This window comes from Streptomyces sp. NPDC045955, assembly GCF_056430805.1.
Genome location: NZ_JBWKKY010000001.1, coordinates 631,949 through 653,109 on the forward strand (window position 1 = coordinate 631,949; position 21,161 = coordinate 653,109).

Below are 21,161 nucleotides of genomic sequence, written 5' to 3' on the forward strand. Positions count from 1 at the left end.
TGCGCGCGTCGGCGCATGGGCCGACGCGGTCGCTCAGAAGGTGCGACAGAGCATGGCGGCGACGCGGCACAGGTCTACTGCCCGCCGCTTCGTGAGATCCGCCTGTCGCTTCATGCCGTCGATCGTAGGGACGGTCAGGCACGCGTGTCACCGGTGTGTCGCATGCTGAGACGAGAAAATCCACGATGTGGGATTGAGGGGGCCAGGGGAGGCGTGGGGCACGGGTTGTGCCCGACTGTATCCGTCGTCACATCTGAGCTACGGACGTCACCGTCTCGCCCACCGGACAGCCCAGGTCCGGGTCCGTCCGGCGCCTTTCCTACCCGGCCAGGCGGACGTTGGAACCCTTCACCGTGATCTCGACGCCGCCCGGCGCGGCCTGCACCTTGTCCAGCTGGATGCCGCCGGGAAGGCCGTCGATCTTCTGCTGGAAGTCGGTGATGGACCGGACGCGGGACTCGGCGATCTCGACGCCGCCGAACTTGGGCAGGCCGTCGGCCTTCACTCGCACGGTGTCGCCGTCGATCACCGTCACCGAGCTGAGCACGGAGACCGGTTCGGGCAGCTTGGTGCCGAGGACGGTGGCCTCGACGGTGACCTTGATCTTGCCGTTGCCGCCGTCGGAGAGGCCGACGACGTTGGCCGTGACGCCCGGGGCGACCTGGGTGGGCTCGGACTTGGCCGTCTTCAGCAGCTCGTCGTAGGCGATGGTCGCGGTGCCGGTGGCGCTGGTGGCGGTGGCGGAGCTGTAGTCGCCGGAGAACTCGACGCCGCGCATGTCGGCCCGGAGGTCGTCGATACGGATCTTCTCGGCGCCGTTGCCCGCGGCGGCCTCGTAGTTCGTGATGCCGACCTCGATGTCGTCCAGGGAACCGCCGACGACCTGGGTGAGGAACGGGAAGCCCTTGATGGACACGTCCGGGGTGGCGGAGAGGTTCTCGGTGGTCTTCAGGCGGTCGGCGGCCTCGCCCTCGGCGAAGTTCACGGCGACGCGGTCGGCGATCACGAAGAGCCCGCCCAGGATCACGACGATGATCAGCAGTATTCGCAGTGCGCGCATGCGGTGTTTCCCCCACCTAGGCGGTTGGACGGCGGTCCGGTGTTCGACGACCGAGCGGCCGTCCTTGCGTGAGGGTAACTCCGTGGGTGGTGCGGTCCCCGGGTTTGTCGATCATCTGTGACAGGTCAGGCACCCGGCGCCGGTGCTGAGTCCGGGTGGGTCCACAGCCCGGCGGAACGGGGTGCCGCTGCGCCCACCCTCCCCCAAGCTCTCGGCTTCGCTCGAGCAGGGGCCCCATCGCCCCAGCGGCACGATGGACCACAGTCAAGGCGGCCACGACAGCCCGCACCGCGGCAGCCTGCAGCCCAGCGGCCAGCCGGCGGCCAGGGCAGCCCCGAACGCGCCCGCAGCGCGGCAGCCTGCGGCCAACTAAACCACCACCGCGCGCCCGCAACTCAGCGGCCCGCCCACAGCCAGGGCGGCCACGACGGCCCGCAGCGCGGCAGCCTGCGGCAGCTGAGCCACCACCGCGCGCCCGCAGTTAGGACGATCACGACGCACCCGCACCCGCCGACGGCGAGAAGGGGACGTGTCGGGGGGTGTCCGCCCGCAGCGGTTGGCGCGTCAACGCCAGTCAGTCGGTATATGGCCTCATCGCGCCGTTCCGAGGACGGACACCCCCGGCGCGGCCCCGACCCACCACCCGGCGCCAGGCGCTACACCAGGGCCCGCCCGAGTACGTAGATCGCCGGGGCCGCTGCGGACAGGGGCAGGGATACGCCCGCCGTGAAGTGGACGAAGCGGGACGGGTAGTCGTAGGAGGCGACTCGGTGGCCGATCAGGGCGCAGGCTGCCGCACCCGCGCCCAGGAGGGCACCCGACGTGCCCAGGCCCGTCAGCGAGCCGGCCGCGACGCCGCCGCCCGCTCCCGCGAGCAGCGCCACCACCACCGACGCCGGGGTCGGCAGCGGCAGGGCACGGGCCAGGACCGCGACCGCCACCGCGACCGCACCCACGGTCACCGCGTCCGCCTCGGCCGCGAGGTACCCGCCCGCCACGATCGCCAGCGCCGACGCCGCGACCGTCGCCATCAGGCCGTACATCCGCTCGTCCGGGTCGGCGTGCGACCGCAGCTGGAGCACCAGCGCCAGCAGCACCCACACCCCGAGCGTGCCCAGGATCGCCGAGGGTGAGCGGTCCGACGCCAGCAGCGCCGCGTCCGCGGCCAGCGCGCCCGCGAAGCCGAGGGCGATGCCCTGCCGCGCCGGCCACATGCCGTTCAGCCGGAACCAGCCCGCCGCGGTGACGGCCTGGAGGACGACGAGCGGCACCAGCAGCGCGTACGTGCCGACCGCCGCCGCGCCGGCCAGGAACAGCCCCAGCAGCGCCGTCAGCGCGACCGGCTGCATCCCGGGCTCGATGATCGGAGACCGGCCCTCCGCCCGCGCCCGCTGCGCGTCCGTGACCCGCGGGTTCCCGGCGACGGTGGCCGGGCCGTACTCGGCGGAGGAAGCAGGGGCGGGAGCGGGGGCGTCAGAGGGAGCGGGAGCCCCGTATCCCTGCGGCGGCAGATACGCCGTCTCCTCCGCCGCCGTCGCCTGCGCGGACACCGGCGACTGCGTCTGCGTCTCCCAGGTCTGGCCCTGCCACTGCTGCGTGTACTGCTGACCGGCGTACGGGTCGTCGTACCCCTGATGCCCCTGCTGGTACCCCTGGGGTCCCTGGTGCCCTTGCTGGTGCCCCTGGTGCCCTTGCGGATACGCCTGGTGCCTGTAGGAGTCGTAGGGGTCGTAGCCGTCGTACGGCTGGTTGGTCGGCTGGTCGGTCATCGTCACCCTCCTGCGAACGGCGGGAGCACCTCGACCGTGCCGCCGTCGGCCAGCCGTACCGTCTCATGTCCGCGGGTGCCCACGGGATCACCGTCCACGAGGAACGAGCATCGCCGCAGCACGCGCTCGAGTTCGCCGGGGTGTCGCGCGCGGACCCCGTCGAGCGCCTCGGCGAGCGTGGCCGCCTCGTACGGCTCCTCGGCCACCCCGGCCGCGGCCTTGGCGGCGGCCCAGTAGCGCACCGTGACCTTTGGCATCTGCTTCCTCGATCTGCTTGTCGGTGAACCCCGTCAGGCTAGCCCGCCCGGCTCACCACCCACTCCCCGATCCGGCCCAGCAGTTCGTCACTCGCCGCGTTCTCGGCATGGCCCATGCCCGGCTCCAGCCACAGTTCGCCCTGGTCGGCGGCGGCCGCGGCCAGCATGCGGGGATGGTCGACGGGGAAGTAGCCGTCGGCGTCACCGTGCACGATCAGCAGGGGCGTGGGCGCGATCCTCGGCACCGCCTCCACCGGCGAGAGCGGGACCGGGTCCCAGTCGCGGTGGTGGATGCGGGTTCGGAGGCCGTAGCGGCTCACCATCCGGCCCTCCGGCCGCGTCACCAGCCAGTGCAGCCGGCGCATCGGGGCCGTCCCCCGGTAGTACCAGCGGGCCGGCGCGCTCACCGACACCACCGCGTCCGTCTGCCGTGGGTGCAGCGCCGCGTGCCGCAGCACCACCGAGCCGCCCATGGAGAAGCCCACCGTCCCCACGCGCGCGTGCCCGAGCTCCCGGGCCCACCCCACCGCCGCCGCCAGGTCCAGCACCTCCCGGTCCCCGACCGTCGACCGCCCGCCGGAGGTCCCGTGGCCCCGGAAGGAGAACGTGACGACGGCCCCGTACCGGGCGAAGGCCCGCGCCACCCGTCGTACGTGCGGACGGTCCACCGCACCGGTGAAGCCGTGGGCGACGACGAACACGGGGTGATCGGCGGGCGAGCGTGAGGTGTCGTATACAACCGCACCCGGGTCGTATACGGCGTCGATGTCCACGCCGTCTGACGTGCGCAGAAAGGCCCGCGTTTGCGTCCGCACAGGCGTTCCCCGGGTCGTCTCGGAGTGCGGACGAACGGTGGAACGCGCCACATGACCTGCCGGACCAGTGCTCATGTGGGCTATTCTGCTGGGCAGAGGACTCGGGCAGCGTAGCCCCCGGGTCCTTTTGTGCTTTCGGAAGCGTTGTATACGACGCGGGAAACCGCAGGTGTACGGGGCCTTCGGGATCGCAGAGCTGTGGTGTGCCAACAAACGTCCTCGCAGGGACCGAGGAGGAACCAGACGTATGAGTTCTCTGCTGCTCCTGACCAACGCCCTCCAGCCGTCGACGGAGGTGCTCCCCGCCCTCGGTCTGCTTCTGCACAACGTGCGAGTGGCCCCCGCGGAGGGCCCCGCCCTCGTCGACACCCCCGGCGCCGACGTCATCCTCGTCGACGGCCGCCGCGATCTGCCACAGGTCCGCAGCCTGTGCCAGCTGCTGCGCTCGACCGGGCCCGGCTGCCCGCTCGTCCTCGTCGTCACGGAGGGCGGTCTCGCGGCCGTCACCGCCGACTGGGGCATCGACGACGTCCTGCTGGACACCGCCGGACCGGCGGAGGTCGAGGCGCGCCTGCGTCTGGCCATGGGCCGCCAGCAGATCGTCAGCGACGACTCCCCGATGGAGATCCGCAACGGCGACCTGTCGGTCGACGAGGCGACGTACTCCGCCAAGCTCAAGGGCCGTGTCCTCGACCTCACCTTCAAGGAGTTCGAGCTCCTGAAGTACCTCGCGCAGCACCCCGGCCGCGTCTTCACGCGCGCCCAGCTGCTCCAGGAGGTCTGGGGCTACGACTACTTCGGCGGTACGCGCACGGTCGACGTGCACGTACGGCGGCTGCGCGCCAAGCTCGGCCCCGAGCACGAGTCGCTGATCGGCACCGTCCGGAACGTCGGTTATCGATTCGTTACGCCGGAGAAGGTGGAGCGCGCCGCCGAGGAGGCGAAGGCCAAGGCGGCCAAGGAAATTCCGGACAACGCGGATGAGTCAGCCGATCTGGGCGCCGCCGAGTCGCGCAGCAAGGCGTAAAGAGGCGTATCGCGGTGCCCACCTGGGCATCGCTTTCCGCACGGACCGCGCCGACGTCCCCCGGACGGCGGTCGGGATATCGTACGGAAGTTCCTTTACGCCCTGCCCAGAGCGGGTATATCCGCGTAGACTCCGCGCGTGGCCAAGGTGACTCGGGATGATGTGGCGCGGCTGGCAGGGACTTCCACTGCCGTGGTCAGTTATGTCATCAACAACGGACCCCGGCCGGTCGCCCCGGCCACGCGCGAGCGTGTCCTCGCCGCGATCAAGGAGCTGGGGTACCGGCCCGACCGGGTCGCACAGGCGATGGCGTCCCGGCGCACGGACCTCATAGGCCTGATCATCCCGGACGCGCGCCAGCCCTTCTTCGGGGAGATGGCGCACGCGGTCGAGCAGGCCGCCTCCGAGCGCGGAAAGATGGTGCTCGTCGGCAACACGGACTACGTGGGTGAGCGCGAGGTCCACTACCTGCGGGCGTTCCTGGGGATGCGGGTCTCGGGCCTGATCCTCGTCAGCCACGCGCTCAACGACCTGGCCGCCGCCGAGATCGAGGCCTGGGACGCCCGGGTCGTGCTGCTGCACGAGCGGCCCGAGGCCATCGACGACGTCGCCGTCGTCACGGACGACCTGGGCGGCGCCCAGCTCGCCGTCCGGCACCTGCTGGAACACGGCTACGAGTACGTCGCCTGCATGGGCGGCATAGCCGAGACCCCGGCGGTCGGCGACCCGGTCTCCGACCACGTCGAGGGCTGGCGGCGCGCGATGGACGAGGCCGGGATCCCCACGGAGGGCCGCCTCTTCGAGGCCCTCTACAACCGCTACGACGCCTACCAGGCCGCCCTGAAGATCCTCTCCGGCCCCGAGCGTCCGCCCGCGATCTTCTGCTCCACCGACGACCAGGCGATCGGCCTGCTGCGGGCCGCGCGCGAACTGCGGATCGACGTGCCCGGGGAGCTGGCGGTGGCCGGCTTCGACGACATCAAGGAAGCGGCGCTGACCGACCCGCCCCTGACGACGATCGCCTCCGACCGCTCGGCGATGGCCCGTGCGGCGGTGGACCTCGTCCTCGACGACGGGCTGCGCGTGGCGGGGGCCCGCCGGGAGCGGCTGAAGGTGTTCCCGTCGCGGCTGGTGGTACGGCACTCCTGCGGCTGCGCCTAGGTGTGCTGTCCCGGCCGGGGCGCCTTTATATCGGGCATACGAGGTTCTGTCGGGCTTCTCAGGGTGGACTCAGGAAGCTCTCATGGTCGGGCTCCAAGCTCTGAGACATGACCGAGAGCTTCCACCGCAGTGGCGAGTACGAGAACCCTTACGAGGGTCAGCAGCAGGCCCCGGTGAACCCCGAGTGGCCGCCTCCGCCGGCGTACGCCCCGGCACCCGCTCCGAAGAAGCGCAAGCGTGGCCCGGTCGCCCTGCTCGCCGCCGTGGCGATCGTCGCCGCGGCGATCGGCGGCGGCACCGCCTACGGCATACAGGAGCTGACGGGCAACGACACCGTCGCCTCCAGCTCCACCAGCACCAACGTGGTGCCGTCCGCTCAGAAGGGCACGGTCGCCGGCGTCGCCAAGGCCGTCAGCCCCAGCATCGTCGAGATCAGCGCCGCCTCCAACGCCGGTTCCGCCACCGGCTCCGGCGTGATCATCACCAGTGGCGGCGAGATCGTCACCAACAACCACGTCGTCGCCGGCGCCTCGCAGATCAAGGTGACGACCAGCGACGGCAAGTCCTACTCCGCCAAGGTCGTCGGCACCGACAGCAAGAAGGACCTGGCGCTGATCAAGCTGGAGAACGCCTCCGGCCTCAAGGCGGCGACGCTCGGCGACTCCTCCGGCCTGCAGGTCGGCGACCAGGTCGTGGCGATCGGCTCCCCCGAGGGCCTGTCCGGCACGGTCACCAGCGGCATCATCTCCGCCCTCGACCGCGACGTCACCGTCCCGACCGACGAGGACCAGGGCCAGCAGCCCCAGCAGGGCGACGGGTGGCCGTTCGAGTTCGGCGGGCGGCAGTTCAACGGTGACACCGGCTCGGACACCACGACGTACAAGGCGCTCCAGACCGACGCGTCCCTCAACCCGGGCAACTCCGGCGGCGCGCTGATCGACATGAACGGCAACATCATCGGGATCAACTCCGCGATGTACTCGCCGGCGGGCACCGCCTCCTCGTCCTCCGACGCGGGCAGCGTCGGCCTGGGCTTCGCCATACCGATCAACACCGTCAAGGCCGACCTCGCCAAGCTGCGGGCGGGCGCCACCGACTGAGTTCCACCGGATTCCAGGAGTACGGCGATGATCCAGCAGGTTCCGCACACGGTGCCGGGGGCCGGCCCGGCGGAGTTCGCGCCGGCACTGGCGGTGGCGTACGCACTGCACGCACCGGCGACGGCGACGGCGGCGCGAGCCCCCGAGGTGGCGACGGTCAGGGCCCGGCCCGCCCGCCGAGCCGCCGCCGCCCGGCGCCGCAAGGTACGGGGCTGATCCGGGGCTGGGCCTTCTGCCGGCCCGGCCCGCCGACGTGCGAGGCTGAGAGCGTCAGCGACACCCCGTCCCGCCCCACCACACCACACCCGAGGACCCCGACCCATGAGCCCCGCAGACGGCGACCGTGACCCGCAGCGCATCCTGATCGTCGACGACGAGCCGGCGGTACGCGAAGCACTCCAGCGCAGCCTCGCCTTCGAGGGGTACGGGACCGAGGTCGCCGTCGACGGCGCGGACGCGCTGGAGAAGGCGGCGGCGTACCGCCCCGACCTGGTCGTCCTGGACATCCAGATGCCCCGCATGGACGGGCTGACGGCGGCGCGCCGCATCCGCGGCACCGGCGACACGACGCCGATCCTCATGCTCACGGCCCGCGACACGGTCGGCGACCGGGTCACGGGCCTCGACGCGGGCGCCGACGACTACCTGGTCAAGCCCTTCGAACTGGACGAACTCTTCGCCCGCATCCGCGCGCTGCTGCGCCGCAGCTCCTACGCGGCGGCCGTCGGCGCGGGCTCGCCGGACGACGAGGACGTCCTCGCCTTCGCCGACCTGCGCATGGACCTCGCGACGCGCGAGGTCACGCGGGGCGGCCGCCAGGTGGAGCTGACCCGTACGGAGTTCACGCTGCTGGAGATGTTCATGGCGCACCCGCGCCAGGTCCTCACCCGGGAGCAGATCCTCAAGGCGGTCTGGGGCTTCGACTTCGAGCCGTCGTCGAACTCCCTCGACGTGTACGTGATGTACCTGCGCCGCAAGACAGAGGCGGGCGGCGAGCCGCGCCTCGTGCACACGGTGCGGGGTGTGGGCTACGTGTTGCGGCAGGGCGGCGCGGAGTGAACAGGGTCGTACGCCGGTTCCGTTCGCTGCCGATCCGGTCCCGGCTGGCGCTGCTGGTCGCGGCGGCGGTGGCCTTCGCGGTGGCGGCGGTGTCGGTGACGTGCTGGTTCATCGTGCAGGGGAAGCTGTACGACCAGGTGGACGGCGACCTGGAGAAGATGCTGCAGAAGCCGGGCCAGAACATCGCCATTCAGCAGGCGGTGGACAGTTGCTCACAGACCCCGCCGGGCGGCAACAGCTTCCGGAACAGCTCCTACTTCGAGGTCGTCAAGGCGGACGGGGACATCTGCGTCCACTCCAGCTCCGTGGGCCTGGTCAATGTCACCGGGGCCGACCGGGACGTGATCAAGAACTCCCCGGTGGGGCGCGGCATCGTCCGCAACGGCACCGACGAGCACGGCAACGCCCTGCGCGTGATGACCGTGCGGCTGGCGTCCGAGCAGCCCGACGCGCCCAACGCCGCGCTGATCCTCGCCCTGCCCCTGAAGAACACCCAGTCCACCCTCAATGATCTCGCACTGATCCTGCTGCTGGTCTCGGGCGTGGGGGTCCTGGGCGCCGGAGCCGCCGGGCTGGCGGTCGCCAGGGCCGGGCTGCGCCCCATCGACAAACTCACCGAGGCCGTCGAGCACGTCGCCCGCACGGAGGACCTGGGCATCCGCATCCCGGTGGACCAGGACAGCGAGGACGAGGTGGCCCGGCTCTCCCACTCGTTCAACTCCATGACCTCGGCCCTGGCCAGCTCCCGCGACCTCCAGCAGCAGCTCATCGCCGACGCAGGCCACGAACTGCGCACCCCGCTCACCTCCCTCCGCACCAACATCGAGCTCCTCACCCGCAGCGAGGAGACGGGCCGTCCCCTCCCCGAGGCCGACCGCAAGGCGCTCCTCGCGTCGGTGAAGGCGCAGATGACGGAGCTGGCCGCGCTCATCGGCGACCTGCAGGAGCTGTCCCGGCCGGACACCGGCCAGCACGCGGGCCGGACGCAGATCATCGCCTGGCACGACATCGTCGACTCGGCGCTGCGGCGAGCGCGGCTGCGCGGCCCGGAACTGACGATCACGGCGGACGTCCAGCCGTGGTTCGTCCGGGCGGAGCCCTCCGCTCTGGAACGGGCGGTGGTCAACGTCCTCGACAACGCGGTGAAGTTCAGCCCGGAGGGCGGCACGATCGAGGTACGCCTGTCCGAGGGCACGCTGACGGTCCGCGACCACGGCCCGGGCATTCCCGCCGACGAACTCCCCCACGTCTTCGACCGCTTCTGGCGCTCCCCGAGCGCGCGAGCCCTGCCCGGCTCGGGCCTCGGCCTGTCGATCGTGGCACGCACGGTGCAGCAGGCGGGCGGGGAGGTGTCGCTGTCGCCGGCGGAGGGGGGCGGCGCGGTGGCGACGGTACGACTGCCGGGGGCGGCGGTGCCACCGCCGGACAGCCTCACCTTCGCCGACGATAGCGCGGATCCGGTATCGATATATCGTGGTGTGTCGCACTGACGGCGAGGAGGGTGGCGCATGGCCGCGACGGCGGAACTGGATCCGGGCGATCTGATCGAGGCGTTCAAGGCCCTCGGCAACCCTGCCCGCCTGCAGATCATGCAGTGGCTGAAGGATCCCGAGGCGCACTTCGGCGAGTACGAACCCATCGCGGACCGCCGGGCGGTCGGGGTGTGCGTCACGCACATCCAGGCGAAGGCGGGACTCGCCCAGTCGACGGTCTCCAGCTACATGAGCACCCTCGAACGGGCGGGACTCGTGCGTCCCACCCGGGTGGGCAAGTGGACCCACTACCGGCGCGACGAAGAGCGGCTGGCCCGGCTGGCGCGGGCGATCGGCACCACCCTCTGATTGACGAATCGCGATACGTCGATATGATCTCCTCATGTCGTCCTTCACTGCTGCGCCCACAGCCCTGATCGTTCACGCCCACCCCGAGCCCCGGTCGTTCAGCACCGCCCAGATGGCCGCCGCGGCTGAGTCCCTGGGCGAGGCCGGGTACCGGGTCGACGTCCTGGACCTCTACGCCGACGGCTGGGCGCCGGTGCTCGCCCGTGAGGAGTTCGCACCCATGGAGGGCCCGTTCAAGCCGCAGGCCGAGCAGCTGCGGGCGATCGAGGAGGGGACGCTCGACACGGCCGTCAGGGCCCATCTCGACCGGCTGCTCGCCGCTGATCTGCTCGTGCTGTCGTTCCCGATGTGGTGGTTCTCGCTGCCGGCCGTCCTCAAGGGATGGGTGGACCGGGTCTTCGTGATGGGCGGCGTCTTCGGCGGCGACCACGGACTCTTCGGGGACGCGGCGCTCGCCGGGAAGCGCGCGATGCTGCTGTTCACGACCGGCGGGCCCGGCGAGTCGTTCCGGCCCGGTGGCGCCTTCGGCCCGATGGACGACTTCCTGTTCCACATCCACCGGGGAATGCTGGAGTTCGTCGGCTACCAGGTCCTGGAGCCCGTGATCACGTACGGTCCCGCCCGCATGACCGACCAGGAACGAGCCGCGGCGCTGGACGCGGTCAGGGAGTCCGTCGCGCGCGTCGCGGCCGGTGCCGGAGCCACCGTGGGCTGATGCCGGCACCGGCCGGGGCCGGCACCGTCACGTCTCCGTCCGGTACATCAGATCCACCTCGTGCGTGACGAACCCGAGCCGCTCGTAGACCGACACCGCCGCCGTGTTGTCGGCGTCGACGTACAGCATCGCGGTCGGCAGCCCCCGGTCCGCCAGGTGCCGCAGGCCGATCGTCGTCAGGGACTTGCCGAGGCCGCCGCCCTGGGCGCCGGGGGCGACGCCGAGGACGTACACCTCGCCCAGGCCCTCCTCGGCGTGGACCTTGGTCCAGTGGAAGCCGATGAGTTCGTCGCCGCGGAAGGCGAGGAAGAACCCCGCCGGATCGAACCACGGCTCGGCCTTGCGGTCGTCGAGGTCCCGCTGCGTGAGGGAGCCCTGCTCGGGGTGGTGGGCGAAGGCGGCGGCGTTGACGGCGAGCCAGGCCGCGTCGTCCCGGCCGGGGACGAAGGTGCGGACGGTGACGCCCTCGGGGAGGACCGGCTCGGGCGCGTCGAAGCCGGCCAACGGACGCCGCATCTGGCGCAGTTCGCGGAACAGGGTCAGGCCGAGGACCTGCGCGAGGTGCCGGGCGGCGGAGTGGCCGCCGTGCGCCCAGACCCGCAGCCGCTTGCCGGACGCGGCCAGCAGCGCGGAGCCCAGCGCCCGCCCGTGCCCCTGGCCCCGGTGCCCGGGGTGCACGACCAGCTCGGCGGCCGGCGGCTCCACCGGGTCGGTGTCCTCCAGCTGGGCGTACCCGACGAGTTCGCCGTCGACGGTGAGCAGCAGATGGGCCACGCCCGCGCGTTCGCCGCCGCGCAGCTGCAACCGGCCCTGTTCGGAGACCGCCTGCTGCCCGTCGGTGCGGGCGGCCTCGTCGAGCAGTCCGAGGACGGCCTCGGTCTGCTCCGCGGAGAGCGCGGCATATGTGTCGATCGAGCGGGTGCGTCCGGGCCGTGCGGTGTCGTCGCTGGTCATGCGTACGAGGGTACGGGGGACTGCCGGTAAAACGGCGGCAAGAGCAACCAGGATGTAACCACGAAAGCTCTGTCGCGCTACGCGCGTTGACTCTAGGCTGCGCCGGACGACATCACTGTCCCAGCAGACCCACAGGGGGGCGTATGCCAGCCACTTCACCGGCACCGGCGCACCAGGAGCGCCGCAGACGTCGTACGAACCGTCTTGTCGCTCTCGCCGCCGGTGTCGCCACCGTCGGCGCGCTGGCCGCGGCGACGGTGCCCGGGTCGGCGTCGGCCGGAGAGAACCACGGCGGGGGCGGCCACTGGCCGGGCCGCTACCAGGACGTCCAGTTGCTGTCCTTCAACGACCTGCACGGCAACCTGGAACCGCCCGCCGGCTCCTCCGGCCGGGTCACCGAACGCCAGGCCGACGGCACGACGAAGACCATCGACGCGGGCGGTGTCGAGTACCTCGCCACCCATCTGCGCCAGGCCCGCCAGGGCGAGAAGTACTCCATCACCGCGGCCGGCGGCGACATGGTCGGCGCCTCCCCGCTCATCTCCGGCCTCTTCCACGACGAGCCGACCATCGAGGCGCTGAACAAGCTCGACCTCGACGTCACGTCCGTCGGCAACCACGAGTTCGACGAGGGCGCCAAGGAACTGGCACGCCTCCAGAACGGCGGCTGCCACCCGAAGGACGGCTGCTACGGGAACCAGGAGTTCACGGGCGCCGACTTCCCCTACCTGGCCGCCAACGTCCTCGACGAGAAGACGAAGAAGCCGATCCTCAAGCCCTACTGGGTGTGGAAGAAGAACGGCGTCAAGGTCGGCTTCATCGGCGTGACCCTGGAGGGCACTCCGGACATCGTCTCCGCCGAGGGCGTCAAGGGCCTGTCCTTCAAGGACGAGGTCGAGACGATCAACAAGTACGCCAAGGTGCTCCAGAAGCAGGGCGTGAAGTCGATCGTCGCCCTCATCCACGAGGGCGGCTTCCCGGCGTCGACGTCGTACAACTACGACTGCGACGCCCCGGGCGCGGGCGACGGCGTCTCCGGCCCGATCGTCGACATCGCCAGGAACATCACGCCTCAGGTGGACGCGCTGGTCACCGGCCACACGCACAACGCGTACGTGTGCACGATCGACGACCCGGCGGGCAAGCCGCGCATGGTCACCTCGGCCGCGTCCTTCGGCCGCCTCTACACCGACACCACGCTGACGTACGACCGGAAGACCGGCGACATCGCCCGTACGGCGGTGAAGTCCGCGAACCACGTGGTCACCCGGGACGTCCCCAAGGCGCCCGACATGACCGAGCTGATCAGCAAGTGGAACACCCTGGCGGCCCCGATCGGCAACCGGGCGATCGGCCACATCTCCGGCGACATCGGCAACACCGGCACCGAGTCCCCGCTCGGCGACCTCATCGCCGACGCCCAGCTCGCCCACGGCAAGCAGCTCGACCCGGAGACCGACCTGGCGCTGATGAACCCCGGCGGCATCCGGGCACCGCTGACGTACGCGGCCAAGGCCGGTGAGGGCGACGGTGTGGTGACGTACGCCGAGGGCTTCACGGTCCAGCCGTTCGCCAACACCGTGAACCTCCAGGACTTCACCGGTGCCCAGCTGATCCAGGTGCTGAAGGAGCAGGTGACCGGCCCGAACGCGGCGGCGCCCAAGGTCCTCCAGGTGTCGTCCGGCCTCACGTACACGCTGGACCTCACCAAGTCCGGCGCCGACCGGGTCGTCACCGACTCGGTCAAGCTGGACGGCAAGGCCATCGACCCGGCGGCCACCTACCGCGTCGCGACGAACAGCTTCCTCGCGGGCGGCGGCGACGGCTTCCCCACGCTCGGCCAGGGCACGAACGACGTCGTCGGCGCCGACGACCTGACCGCGCTGGAGCAGTACCTCACGGCCCACTCCTCGGCCGCGAACCCGCTGGCCCCGCCGAAGGCGGACCGCATCACGGTCGTCCAGTAGACCGAGAGCCCCCCGCGGGCTTGGCGCGGGGCCGGTGCACGTCACCGGCCCCGTCGTCGGTTCCGGGCGCGTTACGGCGATCGCCGGGCCCCTCTCCCCTCCGGTGTGCGCAGGCGACCCCGTCCCTGAAACGTCCTGGTATTTCGGTCGAATCCCCGCCCAGGCCAGACCCGTTGCGGCACGATGAGTGACCCGCCGTCAGCAATCGGTCACCGTGGCCGAGAGACGCGGCGGTCCGTGAGGGGGAACCATGCTGCTGCCCGACAACCCGATCTCGGGGCCGGACGGAGACCGGTTCGGGTTCGGTACCCATGCCAAGGTGCTCTGCGACGCGATCGCGACCGCCGAGGGGCTGCCGCTGACCATCGGCGTCTTCGGCCCCTGGGGGATGGGCAAGTCGAGCTTCATGAAGGTCTGCGAGGGCCTGCTGAAGGAACGCGGCGTGCGGACCGTCTGGTTCAACCCCTGGAAGTACGACCAGAAGGACGAGATCTGGCACGCCCTCATCCAGACCGTCCTCACCGAGATAGCCGTCGACCTCGACAGGCGGCGGGAGGCCGGTGAGGAGACACGGCAGGAGCGGCTGTCCGCGGCGCTGGGCACGGTCAAGCGGCTCAGTCAGGCGGCGGCCTGGCTGCTCGCCCGCAGGGCGGCCGGCCCGCTGACGGCGGGGTTCCTGGCCCCCGAGGACGTCGACGCCGTCCAGAGCGCCCTCACCGCACCGGGGGCGGAGACGTATCTGCACGTCAACCGCTTCGAGCAGGACTTCCGCGAGGTCGTCGACATCCACGCCGACGGCGGCCGGCTCGTCCTGTTCGTCGACGACCTGGACCGCTGCCACGAGGAAGCGGCGATCACCGTGCTCGACTCCCTGAAGCTCTTCCTGGGAGAGGGCTCCTGCGTCTTCGTGCTCGCCATGGACTACCAGGTCGTCGCGGAGGCCGCCGCCAAGCGGTTCGACCGGGAGGGCACGGACGGCGCGCGCGGGCGGCAGTACCTGGAGAAGCTGATCCACTTCCCGTTCCATCTGCCGGGCATCCCGTTCGAGTTGTTGTACCAGCAGCTCGGCAGCGAGGTCACGGATCCCGCGATGGGTGCCTCGCGGGAGCTCTGGGAGCTCATCGAGGTCGCGTTCGCAGCCAACCCGCGGCGGGTGCGTCGCTTCATCAACGGCCTGAACCACACCGTCCTGACACTCCGGCAGCACGACGGCCGGCCCGGCAGCGACCGCCTGCTGCACGCGGGCGTCCTGCTCGCCCTGCAGATCAAGTTCCCGGACTTCTTCTCCGCCCTGCAGAACGATCCCGGGGTCTGGGCACGGTTCGACGACGCGGAGTTCACGAAGTCGGAGCTCGGCGGCCGGGACGGGGAGCTAGCCGCGCGGAATCCGGGGGTGCGGCGGCTGATCGCCGCCGTGTCGTCCCGGCGTACGGGATTCTCCTTCCCGCCTCCTCCGACGGCCAGCGTGCTCAAACAACTGACCGAGGTGCTCACCGTCACCGGCGGAGCGCTCACCGGCGAGGGCGACGCCCATGCCGGCTGACAGCGAATCCGAGGTCCGGTACGCCGTCGGCCTGGACCTCGGCGACGGGGAGAGCTCCCTGTGCTGACTGCCGACGCACGGGCGCGACAAGGCGGAGATCTACACCAGGGGGACCGAGGGCACCGCGATCGTGACAGCCCTGGGGCGTGTCCCCCTGGAGCAGGGCGGCCACCGATACGTCATCGGCGAGGCGGCCGTGCTGGCCGAAAACGCGCTGCACTTCAGCGTCAACTTCAAGACGCGGCCCGAGCCGCAGGGGCTGGTCGCCCCGGAGGCCGTGCAGTTCGCGCAGGTCCTGCGGGCGCCCGTCGGCTCATCCGCACGACGCTGCAGAACGCGGAACTGGATCCGGCCGAAGTGACCAGCGTCGTCACGCACGTTGCGGAGCGGATCACCGCGCAGATGGACGACCGCGCCCAGGAGGTGGAGCGCTTCGTCTCCGAAGCGCCGGCATCCGTGACATCGGTCGCATAGCGAGGGTTCAGGTTGCGGCCAGGGGCGGTGCGCATGGTCGGATGAGACGATGCGCACCCCCCACCGCATGGACACGCAACACCCCGACGACCGCTCCGACCAGCCCCGCAACCCCTACGACGAGCTCGCCGCACTCGACGACGGCCCGCTGGAGGAGACCCCTCTGGAGGAGTTCCTCGGCGAGGAGGCCGAGCAGCGGGACGAGGCGGAACCGGAGTGGTCGCCGCCCGACCACCGCCGTGGCGGCCGGCGTCGGCGGAATCGTTTCGCCGGGCTGCCGCTCGCGGTGAAGGCGGTGGTCGCCCTGGTCGTGCTCGCCGCCTTCGTCGCCCTCGGCGACCGCTGGGCCGTGCTGTACGCCGAGCACCGGGCCGCCGACACGCTCAAGGACCGACTCGACCTCGCGGCGGCGCCCGAGGTGGAGATCGGCGGGTTCCCCTTCCTCACCCAACTCGCCGACAAGCGCCTGGAGTCGGTGACGGTGACCGTCCCGGACGTCGCCGCCGACCGGGTCTCGCTGGCGAAGGTGTCGGCCACGGCGCACGACGTCCGGCTGGACGCCGACGGCCTCACGTCGGTGCGCGGCGCCCACGTCCCCCGCTTCGACGGGGACGTCCTGCTGTCCTTCGCGGACCTCAACCGCGAACTCGGCGCCTCCCAGGTGACGTTCACCGGCGAGGGCCGCGACCGCGTCCGGGCCGATGGCACCCTGCCCGTCGCCGGACATGACCTGCGGCTGCGCGCCGAGGCGCGGATCCAGCGGCAGGGCGAGCGGGGCATCGCCACGGAGATCGGCGGCATGCGGCTCGACATCGGCAACCTTGCCACCTACCGGCCCGGCACCCGCGCCTCCGAGGGCCTGCACCTGACGCCCAAGGGGGCCGCCGACCTCTCCCGGGAGACCCGCAAGGCCAAGGCGCTGCTCTCGGTCCCGGCCATCGTGCAGCGGATGGGCGTCCCCGAGGCGACCGTGCGCGACGCCCTGGCCGACGACGGCAAGCTCACCGAGCTGACCGGCTCACCGAAGTTCGCCCGCCAGGCCGAGCGCCTCAACCTCATCGACCTGGCCCTGGACAACCCCGAGGTGCTCCGCCGCATCGGTCTCGACCCCAGTCTCCTCGACGAGCTGTCCGGCCTGACCCGCCCGGTCCTGGCCGACCGGCTGGCGCTGGCGTTCGAACTGCCGAAGCCGGAGCAGGGGGACGTACGGCTGGACGACGTGCGGGTGGAGGAGGACGGCATCCGGGTGCGGGTGTCGGGCTCGGGGCTGAACGTGGGTTCGTAGCCCGGCAGGTCCGCAGCCAGGAGCGCCCCCAGTCTGCACTCTTGATGAAATTTGGTGTGCAGATGTGTTGACCTCTGTTCGAGTCCTCTTCTAGTTTGCGGGAGCCAACGAGCCGCCGATCTGTACGCGAGTTCCGCGGACGCAACTGCTCAGAAGGGGACGTCGTGTCACGAAAGACTCACCGGGGGACAGCCAGTCTGGGGGCGCTGCTCGCCTGCGCCACGGCATTCGGCGGGGTCCTCGCCTCCCCCGCAGCCGCCTCGCCCACCGCCCCGCCGCCCGTCAGCGACTTCAAGGGCGTCAACTGGGCCGACCCGCGCGACAACTACGCCCATGACGCGGTCGTGCCCTCAGGCCTGTCCACCTCGGACAGCTACGCCACCACCTACGCCAAGTCCAAGGCGATCATCGGCGGGTTCTCCAAGCTGGGCGCCAACACCGTCCGCCTGCCCGTCAATCCCTCCTCCGTGAACGGCCCGTTCTGGAAGTCGTACCGGGGCGCGATCGACGCCGCCACCGCCAAGGGCTTCAAGGTCATCCTGGGCTACTGGGAGGCCGACAACGCCAAGGACGGCAAGATCGACAACCAGGCTTCCTGGGACCAGATGTGGGCGCGGATCACCTCCGCCTACGGCCGCAACTCCAAGGTGTACTTCGAGCCGATGAACGAGCCGTTCGGCTACACCGCCCAGGAGTGGACAGACATCGCCGCGAAGTGGGTGGCCTCCCACGGCAACGTGCCCCGCGACCGGATGGTGATCGGCGGGTACAAGTACAGCGAGGACGTCAAGCCGGTCTGCGCCGACCCGCGTCTCAAGGGCACCCGGATCGCCCTGCACAACTACGGTTTCTGGCACACCGACTGGACCAGCGTCGACCAGTGGAAGCAGGACTTCAAGACACGCATCGGCGACTGCGCCTCGCGCACGATCCTCGACGAGTTCGGCGCGTCGATGACGACCGGCCTGGACTACAACGGCCCGGTCAACGGCTCCAACGAGGTCGCGTACATCCAGGCCGCGACCGACACCATCCGTGAACTGGGCCTGGGCTCGGTGTACTGGCCCGGCCTGCGCAACGGTGACACCTACTCCCTCACCACGCTCCAGGGCACGGGCACGAACCTCAGCCTGACGGTGAACAACTCCAGCGGCCTGGACCGGCTGCACTACGCCTGGAACCAGTAAGCATGATGGCCCTTCCGGGTCCGGCGCCGCTCGTCAGCCGGACCCGGAAGGGAGCTTTCAGGACGCCGAGGGCGTCCAGCCCGCGAGCCAGTCCGCGACCTCCTGGTTCGCGGCCTGCGCGTCGGTCAGGTGCGGCCGGTTGGAGTTCGCCGAACCCGCCCCCGCGCCGGTGTTCTTGTACTCGGCGAACCGGTCGTCCTTCCACGAGAAGCCGCTCATGTCGGTCCACGGCGTGGACTTGATCGCGGCACTCAGGCTGGTGTTGCGGACCGTGGTCTGCGGGTCGAGCGAGGCGTCACCGCCCGCGTGCCAGGGCCGGCCGAGGTAGAAGCTGCCGGCCGACACGTCGCCGCTCACGGTCGAGTTGGCGATCAGGATGCCCTTGCGGTTCGCGGCGGTGCTCGGGGCGGTGACGTAGCCGGCCGAGGTGCCGTCCCAGCGCTTCTTCAGCGTGATGACGGACTTGTCGACGACGGCCGTGGCCCGCCCGAAGATGAAGTCGACGTTGCCGATGACGTAGGAGTTGCTGACGTAGACCCGGCCCAGCCGGTCCTTGGCGGCGGTGTCGAGGAGCAGCGTGTCCTGGTCGCCGCTGACGATGATCCCGTCCAGGAACACCTTGTCGGCGGCGGTCCGCAGCGCGACGGCCTGGTGCCCGCTCAGGTTCTGGTTGGCCTTCTCGTCGAAGTCGTTGGAGATGGTCAGGTTGCGCGCCTGGAAGTCGTCGGCCTCGACGGCGACGGTGGCGCTGCCGCCCGTGCCGTACGTGCCGCCGCCGGGCTTGGGCGTACCGGAGGCGTTGTTGTAGACGATCGTCGTGTCCTTGCGGCTGCCGCCGGTGCCCTGGATGGTGACGTGCGGCTTGTTGGACGGCACCTTGACGAGTTCCCGGTACGTCCCCGGCTTCACGGCGATCACGACCCGGGAGGGGTTGTTCGCCGGTACGGCGTTCACGGCGGCCTGCACGGTCGTGTACTGCCCGCTGCCGTCCTTGGCCACGGTGAGCGTGGTGGCCTTGGCGGCCTTGGTGGAGGCGGCGGCGGTCTTGCCGACGGAAGCGCGGGGCCCCGCGCCGGACTTGAGGATCGACGGCAGGTCGGCGGCCTTGTCGAGGGAGTACGGGTAGTAGGCCTTCGGGTCGAAGGCGGTCCCGCCGCTCTCGCTGCGTCCGCTGGTGCCGGAGAAGGAGTTCCCGCGCTGGACGACGGCGGCGCCGCTGTCCTTGATGACGGGGTTCCTGATGCCCTGGAACAGGGAGTTCTCCAGGACCATCTTCGTCGCGCCGCGCGAGTAGTTGCCGTACGACGACGTGATGTCCGTGCCCGGGGCGTCCTCCAGGAAGTTGTTGTAGAGGTGCGCGTGGGCGGCGTTGTCGGTGGACGGGTTGCGCTGCTCGGTCTCGCGGATCCAGTTGTGGTGGATCGTGATGTCCGTCTTGACGTTCTCCGTCCAGCCGATGCCGAAGGTCTTGTTGTTGTCGCTGAGCTTGTTCCAGGAGACGGTGACGTTCGTGCTGTCCTTGCGCACGTCGATGAGCCCGTCGGCCATGTGCCGCAGATCGTTGTGATCGATCCAGACGTGATGCGCGCCGTCCATCTGGATCGCGTCGAAGTCGTGATCCTTGTCGTTCCAGATGCCCTGGTACGAGTCCCGGATGGTCAGGTTCCGGATGATCACGTTGTGGACCCCGGACCCGAGGAAGAACCCACCGCCGACGATGTGCCCCGAGGTACCGGACCCGACGATGGTCTTGTCGGACTGCACCTTGATCTCTTTGCCGACCGGGTTCATGTTGATCGTGCCGGCGACGACGATGACGTACGGCTCGGCGGCCGTGGCGTACTTCTCCAGGTCGGCCTGCGTCTTCACGGTGACGGTCTTGCCGTCCCGGCCGCCGTAGGTCCCCTTCTGGCCGAGGGAGTTGACGGAGGCGAACCCGTCGGCGGTGTCGGTGGCCCAGGACGGGGCGGCGGCGGAGGCCTCCTGGGCGGTGGACCCGAGGACGCCGAGGTCGGTGCCGTACGCGAGGGTGCCGGCGGCGGTCAGGGCCAGGGGGACACCGACCACCAGGGCCGTGCGGCTTCTGCGGTGCCGGGGCTTGCTGCGCAGCTCACTCATGCGGCGAATCCGTTCCGTGCGGGGGGGGGATGGTCCGGGGGTGGGTTGCCGCGGAGGGAGGAAAGGTTGCCGGGTCCGAACACGATCGCGTGAAAGGGGGCGGAGGCCGGGATGCACCCTGCTGTGGTGTGGCTACAGTGTTCCCATGGCAGACAACACGACCATCCAGGTGTCCCGCCAGGCCCGGGACCATCTCGCGCAGGTGGCCAAGGAGCGGGGGGTGACCCTGGGGCAGCTTGTGGAGCAGTTGGCTTCGGAGCAGCTCACAGCGGCCCAGATCGCCGAACGTGTCTCCACCACCAGAAAGGTGCTTCGCGAGCGGATGGGCTGCACGCTGACGGACGAGGAGTTCGCCGAGGGACCGGACGTCTTGGCCAACATCTACGCAATGGCCGCCGAGAAGATGCACAACCTGCGAGGCAAGGCCGCGTGATCATCCTCGACACCAGCGCTGTGGTCGCCCTGGTGCGGGGACACCGTGCACTCCACCTCCTCGCCGACAACGTCGCCCACACGCCGGGGGACTGGCTGCACATCCCGGCGCTGTGCCTGATGTACGCCGAGTCCATGGAGAAGGGCGTCGCTGGTGACGTCCTCGCTCTGCCGGGTGTCATGGTCGACCCGCTGAACCAGACCGGTGCAGCGACGGTCGGGGCGATGTTCAGGGACGGCTGGGGCGGCCCCGACCTCTGCCACGCCCTCTTCGTCGCGACACCGCACATGGAGACCGGCGGTATGTCGATCATCCTGACAGGCAACGAGAGCGGCTACCCTCCCGGCATCCTCACCGTCGACATCGACTCCCCCGGGATGCTCGGCTTCCGCTGAC

General features: G+C 70.7%; 22 protein-coding genes. 15 read left to right on the forward strand and 7 right to left on the reverse strand.

Translation table 11 applies throughout. The features are described from left to right. Positions 1–33: 33 nt before the first annotated feature. The 5 genes from AC07F0_RS03000 to AC07F0_RS03020 form a co-directional block, all read right to left on the reverse strand. Positions 34–114, reverse strand: a complete 81-nt coding sequence (locus AC07F0_RS03000) for a putative leader peptide (RefSeq protein WP_350310325.1) — start codon at positions 112–114, stop codon at positions 34–36. 205 nt (positions 115–319) lie between these two features. Continuing rightward, positions 320–1,060, reverse strand: coding sequence for an LmeA family phospholipid-binding protein (locus AC07F0_RS03005; RefSeq protein WP_478973418.1), 741 nt, complete (start codon positions 1,058–1,060; stop codon positions 320–322). 656 nt (positions 1,061–1,716) lie between these two features. Beyond that, complete coding sequence (locus AC07F0_RS03010; RefSeq protein WP_478973421.1) at positions 1,717–2,829, reverse strand: hypothetical protein; 1,113 nt, start codon at positions 2,827–2,829, stop codon at positions 1,717–1,719. Between the two features lie 2 nt (positions 2,830–2,831). After that, positions 2,832–3,086 carry a MoaD/ThiS family protein gene (locus AC07F0_RS03015; protein ID WP_037671193.1) on the reverse strand — a complete coding sequence of 85 codons (255 nt, stop codon included), beginning with the start codon at positions 3,084–3,086 and terminating at the stop codon, positions 2,832–2,834. Between the two features lie 38 nt (positions 3,087–3,124). Beyond that, a complete protein-coding gene (locus AC07F0_RS03020; RefSeq protein ID WP_478973424.1) occupies positions 3,125–3,976 on the reverse strand; it encodes an alpha/beta hydrolase in 852 nt (283 codons plus the stop codon). Positions 3,977–4,148: 172 nt separating this feature from the next. Between AC07F0_RS03020 and AC07F0_RS03025 the strand changes: the two genes are divergently transcribed. From AC07F0_RS03025 to AC07F0_RS03060, 8 genes are all read left to right on the forward strand, one after another. Continuing rightward, positions 4,149–4,928, forward strand: a complete 780-nt coding sequence (locus AC07F0_RS03025; RefSeq protein ID WP_478973427.1) for a winged helix-turn-helix transcriptional regulator — start codon at positions 4,149–4,151, stop codon at positions 4,926–4,928. 138 nt (positions 4,929–5,066) lie between these two features. Further along, on the forward strand, positions 5,067–6,089 hold the full coding sequence (locus AC07F0_RS03030) for a LacI family DNA-binding transcriptional regulator (protein WP_436726559.1): 1,023 nt from the start codon (positions 5,067–5,069) through the stop codon (positions 6,087–6,089). A 107-nt stretch (positions 6,090–6,196) separates the two neighbouring features. Further along, the gene (locus tag AC07F0_RS03035) at positions 6,197–7,189 is read left to right on the forward strand and encodes a S1C family serine protease (RefSeq protein ID WP_478973430.1); all 993 of its coding nucleotides are present in this window, start codon (positions 6,197–6,199) and stop codon (positions 7,187–7,189) included. 27 nt (positions 7,190–7,216) lie between these two features. Next, positions 7,217–7,405, forward strand: coding sequence for a hypothetical protein (locus AC07F0_RS03040; protein ID WP_478973433.1), 189 nt, complete (start codon positions 7,217–7,219; stop codon positions 7,403–7,405). 105 nt (positions 7,406–7,510) lie between these two features. After that, positions 7,511–8,248, forward strand: coding sequence for a response regulator transcription factor (locus tag AC07F0_RS03045; RefSeq protein WP_306965752.1), 738 nt, complete (start codon positions 7,511–7,513; stop codon positions 8,246–8,248). After that, positions 8,245–9,738, forward strand: coding sequence for a sensor histidine kinase (locus tag AC07F0_RS03050; RefSeq protein ID WP_478973436.1), 1,494 nt, complete (start codon positions 8,245–8,247; stop codon positions 9,736–9,738). Before AC07F0_RS03045 ends, AC07F0_RS03050 begins: the two co-directional genes overlap by 4 nt. 18 nt (positions 9,739–9,756) lie before the next feature. Next, positions 9,757–10,089 carry an ArsR/SmtB family transcription factor gene (locus AC07F0_RS03055; protein WP_478973439.1) on the forward strand — a complete coding sequence of 111 codons (333 nt, stop codon included), beginning with the start codon at positions 9,757–9,759 and terminating at the stop codon, positions 10,087–10,089. Positions 10,090–10,123: 34 nt separating this feature from the next. Then, positions 10,124–10,804, forward strand: coding sequence for an NAD(P)H-dependent oxidoreductase (locus AC07F0_RS03060; RefSeq protein WP_478973442.1), 681 nt, complete (start codon positions 10,124–10,126; stop codon positions 10,802–10,804). 27 nt (positions 10,805–10,831) lie between these two features. On the opposite strand, the gene mshD is transcribed toward AC07F0_RS03060, so the two are convergent. Next, positions 10,832–11,758 carry a mycothiol synthase gene (gene mshD / locus AC07F0_RS03065; RefSeq protein ID WP_478973445.1) on the reverse strand — a complete coding sequence of 309 codons (927 nt, stop codon included), beginning with the start codon at positions 11,756–11,758 and terminating at the stop codon, positions 10,832–10,834. A 143-nt stretch (positions 11,759–11,901) separates the two neighbouring features. Here mshD and AC07F0_RS03070 point away from each other — a divergent pair, with 143 nt between their 5' ends. The 5 genes from AC07F0_RS03070 to AC07F0_RS03090 all read left to right on the forward strand — a co-directional run bounded on the left by AC07F0_RS03070 (position 11,902) and on the right by AC07F0_RS03090 (position 18,214). Next, positions 11,902–13,725 (forward strand): bifunctional metallophosphatase/5'-nucleotidase, encoded by a 1,824-nt coding sequence (locus AC07F0_RS03070; protein ID WP_478973448.1) that lies wholly within the window; start codon positions 11,902–11,904, stop codon positions 13,723–13,725. Positions 13,726–13,975: 250 nt separating this feature from the next. Then, positions 13,976–15,268, forward strand: coding sequence for a KAP family P-loop NTPase fold protein (locus AC07F0_RS03075; RefSeq protein ID WP_478973451.1), 1,293 nt, complete (start codon positions 13,976–13,978; stop codon positions 15,266–15,268). Between the two features lie 130 nt (positions 15,269–15,398). Beyond that, entirely contained in the window at positions 15,399–15,629 is a 231-nt protein-coding gene (locus AC07F0_RS03080) for a hypothetical protein (RefSeq protein ID WP_478973454.1), read from the forward strand. 162 nt (positions 15,630–15,791) lie between these two features. Continuing rightward, a complete protein-coding gene (locus AC07F0_RS03085) occupies positions 15,792–17,027 on the forward strand; it encodes an LmeA family phospholipid-binding protein (RefSeq protein WP_478973457.1) in 1,236 nt (411 codons plus the stop codon). A gap of 164 nt (positions 17,028–17,191) precedes the next feature. Beyond that, complete coding sequence (locus tag AC07F0_RS03090) at positions 17,192–18,214, forward strand: glycoside hydrolase family 5 protein (protein WP_478973460.1); 1,023 nt, start codon at positions 17,192–17,194, stop codon at positions 18,212–18,214. A gap of 57 nt (positions 18,215–18,271) precedes the next feature. Here the strand turns inward: AC07F0_RS03090 and AC07F0_RS03095 are convergent, their stop codons facing one another. Continuing rightward, positions 18,272–20,332: a pectinesterase family protein gene (locus AC07F0_RS03095; RefSeq protein WP_478973463.1), complete on the reverse strand. Its 2,061-nt coding sequence runs from the start codon at positions 20,330–20,332 to the stop codon at positions 18,272–18,274. A 145-nt stretch (positions 20,333–20,477) separates the two neighbouring features. Here AC07F0_RS03095 and AC07F0_RS03100 point away from each other — a divergent pair, with 145 nt between their 5' ends. Together AC07F0_RS03100 and AC07F0_RS03105 are read left to right on the forward strand one after the other, a co-directional pair. Beyond that, positions 20,478–20,765: a hypothetical protein gene (locus AC07F0_RS03100; RefSeq protein WP_478973465.1), complete on the forward strand. Its 288-nt coding sequence runs from the start codon at positions 20,478–20,480 to the stop codon at positions 20,763–20,765. Next, entirely contained in the window at positions 20,762–21,160 is a 399-nt protein-coding gene (locus tag AC07F0_RS03105; RefSeq protein ID WP_478973467.1) for a hypothetical protein, read from the forward strand. The genes AC07F0_RS03100 and AC07F0_RS03105 overlap by 4 nt, the downstream gene beginning before the upstream one ends. Position 21,161 lies beyond the last annotated feature (1 nt).

What these genes read in the sequence shown, in the direction of transcription:
- AC07F0_RS03000 (WP_350310325.1), bottom strand. Translation starts at nt 114, where the DNA reads ATGAAGCGACAGGCGGATCTCACGAAGCGGCGGGCAGTAGACCTGTGC.
- AC07F0_RS03005 (WP_478973418.1), bottom strand. Translation starts at nt 1,060, where the DNA reads ATGCGCGCACTGCGAATACTGCTGATCATCGTCGTGATCCTGGGCGGG.
- AC07F0_RS03010 (WP_478973421.1), bottom strand. Translation starts at nt 2,829, where the DNA reads ATGACCGACCAGCCGACCAACCAGCCGTACGACGGCTACGACCCCTAC.
- AC07F0_RS03015 (WP_037671193.1), bottom strand. Translation starts at nt 3,086, where the DNA reads ATGCCAAAGGTCACGGTGCGCTACTGGGCCGCCGCCAAGGCCGCGGCC.
- AC07F0_RS03020 (WP_478973424.1), bottom strand. Translation starts at nt 3,976, where the DNA reads ATGAGCACTGGTCCGGCAGGTCATGTGGCGCGTTCCACCGTTCGTCCG.
- AC07F0_RS03025 (WP_478973427.1), top strand. Translation starts at nt 4,149, where the DNA reads ATGAGTTCTCTGCTGCTCCTGACCAACGCCCTCCAGCCGTCGACGGAG.
- AC07F0_RS03035 (WP_478973430.1), top strand. Translation starts at nt 6,197, where the DNA reads ATGACCGAGAGCTTCCACCGCAGTGGCGAGTACGAGAACCCTTACGAG.
- AC07F0_RS03040 (WP_478973433.1), top strand. Translation starts at nt 7,217, where the DNA reads ATGATCCAGCAGGTTCCGCACACGGTGCCGGGGGCCGGCCCGGCGGAG.
- AC07F0_RS03045 (WP_306965752.1), top strand. Translation starts at nt 7,511, where the DNA reads ATGAGCCCCGCAGACGGCGACCGTGACCCGCAGCGCATCCTGATCGTC.
- AC07F0_RS03055 (WP_478973439.1), top strand. Translation starts at nt 9,757, where the DNA reads ATGGCCGCGACGGCGGAACTGGATCCGGGCGATCTGATCGAGGCGTTC.
- AC07F0_RS03060 (WP_478973442.1), top strand. Translation starts at nt 10,124, where the DNA reads ATGTCGTCCTTCACTGCTGCGCCCACAGCCCTGATCGTTCACGCCCAC.
- mshD (WP_478973445.1), bottom strand. Translation starts at nt 11,758, where the DNA reads ATGACCAGCGACGACACCGCACGGCCCGGACGCACCCGCTCGATCGAC.
- AC07F0_RS03070 (WP_478973448.1), top strand. Translation starts at nt 11,902, where the DNA reads ATGCCAGCCACTTCACCGGCACCGGCGCACCAGGAGCGCCGCAGACGT.
- AC07F0_RS03075 (WP_478973451.1), top strand. Translation starts at nt 13,976, where the DNA reads ATGCTGCTGCCCGACAACCCGATCTCGGGGCCGGACGGAGACCGGTTC.
- AC07F0_RS03085 (WP_478973457.1), top strand. Translation starts at nt 15,792, where the DNA reads ATGCGCACCCCCCACCGCATGGACACGCAACACCCCGACGACCGCTCC.
- AC07F0_RS03095 (WP_478973463.1), bottom strand. Translation starts at nt 20,332, where the DNA reads ATGAGTGAGCTGCGCAGCAAGCCCCGGCACCGCAGAAGCCGCACGGCC.
- AC07F0_RS03100 (WP_478973465.1), top strand. Translation starts at nt 20,478, where the DNA reads ATGGCAGACAACACGACCATCCAGGTGTCCCGCCAGGCCCGGGACCAT.